This is a genomic window from Asanoa sp. NPDC050611, from assembly GCF_040654855.1.
Classification (GTDB): Bacteria; Actinomycetota; Actinomycetes; order Mycobacteriales; family Micromonosporaceae; genus Asanoa.
In genome coordinates this window covers 1-2610 of the sequence record NZ_JBFAIU010000580.1, presented here as the reverse complement: position 1 = coordinate 2610, position 2610 = coordinate 1, and the positions used below count along the sequence as shown (strand labels likewise).

The 2610-nt window shown below is 75.8% G+C and carries 4 protein-coding genes; 1 reads left to right on the top strand and 3 read right to left on the bottom strand.

The features are described 5' to 3' along the window. Positions 1-575, bottom strand: a 575-nt coding sequence (locus AB0H87_RS40485) for an ATP-binding cassette domain-containing protein (protein ID WP_360158745.1), incomplete at its 3' end; no start/stop codon positions are given. Between the two features lie 94 nt (positions 576-669). Continuing rightward, positions 670-1875, bottom strand: coding sequence for an amidase (locus AB0H87_RS40480; protein WP_360158742.1), 1206 nt, complete (start codon positions 1873-1875; stop codon positions 670-672). A 59-nt stretch (positions 1876-1934) separates the two neighbouring features. On the opposite strand from AB0H87_RS40480, the gene AB0H87_RS40475 reads away from it, so the two are divergent. Further along, positions 1935-2213 carry a PLDc N-terminal domain-containing protein gene (locus AB0H87_RS40475; protein WP_360158739.1) on the top strand — a complete coding sequence of 93 codons (279 nt, stop codon included), beginning with the start codon at positions 1935-1937 and terminating at the stop codon, positions 2211-2213. On the opposite strand, the gene AB0H87_RS40470 is transcribed toward AB0H87_RS40475, so the two are convergent. Continuing rightward, positions 2203-2610, bottom strand: a 408-nt coding sequence (locus AB0H87_RS40470; protein ID WP_360158736.1) for a bifunctional 4-hydroxy-2-oxoglutarate aldolase/2-dehydro-3-deoxy-phosphogluconate aldolase, incomplete at its 5' end; no start/stop codon positions are given. The two genes, AB0H87_RS40475 and AB0H87_RS40470, sit on opposite strands and share 11 nt — an antisense overlap.

The window sequence follows — 2610 nt, the reverse complement described above, 5'->3', positions numbered from 1 at the left end:
GCGTCGTCGAGGTGGTTGGTCGGCTCGTCGAGCAGCAGCGCGGCCGGGCGGCGGATCAGCATCGCGGCCAGCGCGAGCCGGCCGCGCTGCCCGCCGGAGATCTCCGCGAGCGTGCGGTCGTGCTGCACGTCGCCCAGGCCGAGGCCGGTCAGCACCAGTCCCGCGCGGCGGTCGGCGTCCCAGGCGTCGGTCTCCTGCGCCCGGTCGAGCAGCTCGCCGTACTCCTCGAGCGGCCCGATCGGGTCGTCGACCAGCGCGGCGCTGAGCCGGTCGAGATCGGCCAGCAGCGCGCGGGACTCGCGCAGCGCGTCGTCGACCACGTCGGCGATCGTCGCGGCCGGGTCGAACGGCATCTCCTGGTGCAGGAAGCCCAGGTCGGGCGGGCGGACCACGCTGCCGCCGTCGGGCTCGTCGACGCCGGCGAGCAGGCGCAGCAGCGTCGACTTGCCGGTGCCGTTCTCACCGATCAGGCCGATCCGGTCACCGGGCGCGGCGGTCAACGACACGCCGTCGAGCACGCGGCTGCCGCCGTACGTGCGGACGAGGTCATGGGCGAGCAAAGGGGATTTGGACATGGCGCACCACCGGGAAGAAAATGGGAGCTTTCGCCCGCCGGGCAGTGCCTCGGTCGCGGGCGCGGGTGGTGTCAGCGGCTCACATCGCCGACCACTATAGCGGGCCGTTGACCACTTCCGCGATCGTCGCCGCCCACGCCAGCAGTTGCTCGTCGGCGCCGCGCCGGCCGGCGAGCTGGAGACCGAGCGGCAGGCCACCCGCCTGACCTGCGGGAACGCTCAGGGCTGGGGCCCCGGCCACGCTGAACGGCACCGACATGCGGGCGTCGCCGGTGTGGTCGAGGCCACGGGGCGCCGTGCCGGGAGCGGCCGGGGTGACCCAGACGTCGACGTCCGTGTCGTCGTAGGCCGCGACGAAGCCCCGCCGCCAGCGCAGCGCGGCCGCGTAGTCGTCGGCCGTCAGCGCCAGCCCTTCCCGGACCGCCTCCGCGGTCTGTGGGCGGTAGCGGTCGCCGTGCTCCGGGAACCAGCCGGCGTGGCTGCGGGCGAGCTCGTACCGGTTGATCACCCGCATCGCCGCCACGTCCACATCGGACAGGAACGCCGTCGTACGCACGGCGTAGCCCGCCTCCCGCAACATCGCGATCCGGCCCTCGAACGCGCTCCGGGCCACCGCGTCAGCCTGTGCCAGATAGGCCGGCGCGGGCACGCCGAGCACCGGCGGCGGCCCGGCGTCGACCGGGGTCCACTCCGGACACACCAGGCCGGCCACGAGCGCGGCCCCGGCCACGTCGGCCGTGAACCAGCCCACCGTGTCCAGCGACGGCGAGTGCGGGAGCATCCCGTCCGCGGGCACCCGGCCGTGCGTCGGGCGGAAGCCGACCACGCCGCAGAACGCCGCCGGCCGGACCACCGAGCCCAGCGTCTGCGAGCCGAGCGCGAGCGGCACCATCCCGGCCGCGACCGCCGCCGCCGAGCCGCTGCTGGACCCGCCGGGCGTGTGCGCGGGGTCGTGGGGGTTGCGGGTCGGCCCGGGCGCCGCGCTGGCGAACTCGGCCGTCACCGTCTTGCCCACCACCACGCAGCCGGCCGCCCGCAGGCGGGTCACGAGCGAGGCCTCGGGGCCCTCGAACAGCTCGGGCGGCAACGCCGAACCGGCGCGGGTGGGCAGGCCTTCGACCCGGTAGATGTCCTTGACAGCCAGCGGCGCGCCGGCCAGCGGGCCGGCGCTGACAGCGGGCGTCCCCGGCCGCTCGGGCAGGAACGCCTGCAGCAGCGGGTCGACCGCGTCGATCCGGTCGAGGTACGCGGCGAGCGGCACCCGCTCGGCCAGCGACCGCGGCCCCACCAGACCTTCCATCGGGCACCAAACTACGCGAGCGGAAGGGTAGCGGGCCGATCCGGGGGTACGTTCGGAGCATGGCCGACGAGACCGTACCCAGGCCCAGTCAGGCAGAGGCGCTCCGCGAGTTCTGGACCGGGCTCGGCACGTTCCGCCGGGCCGGCGTGGTCACACTGGCCGCGGTCGAGGTGGTCTGCACGACCGCCGCCGCGCTCGACCTGCTCCGCCGCCCGCAGCACCTGGTCCGCGGGCCCAAGGCCCTCTGGTGGCCGGCGATCTTCGTGCAGCCGGTCGGCTCGATCGCCTACCTGACCTGGGGCCGACGGCTGCGCAGCAGCGCCGACGTCACGCCCTGAGCACCGCGAGCAGCTCGGCCAGCCCACCCTCGCGGGTCACCGCACCGCCCACACCGAGCGCCTCCGCGCCGGCGGCCAGGAAGTCGCGCGCGTTGTGCGCGCCGATGCCGCCGGTCGCCACGAACCGCACGTCCGGGAACGGCCCGCGCACCTCGCGCAGCCAGCCGGGGCCGAGCGAACCGGCCGGGAACGCCTTGAGCCAGGTGCAGCCCGCCTTGACCGCGTGGTGCACCTCGGACGGGGTGGCCACGCCGGGCAGGTGCGGCAGGCCGGCGGCCGCGCTCGCGGCGACCACGTCGAGGTCGAGCCCGGGCGCCACGGTGATCCAGCAACCGGGCGGAGTGGTCGGCGTCCACCATGTGGCTGCTCGTCGGCAGGGCCAGCACCTGGTGCGGCC

Coding starts and splice junctions, on each gene's coding strand:
- AB0H87_RS40475 (WP_360158739.1), top strand. CDS start 1,935: ATGGCCGACGAGACCGTACCCAGGCCCAGTCAGGCAGAGGCGCTCCGC.
- AB0H87_RS40480 (WP_360158742.1), bottom strand. CDS start 1,875: ATGGAAGGTCTGGTGGGGCCGCGGTCGCTGGCCGAGCGGGTGCCGCTC.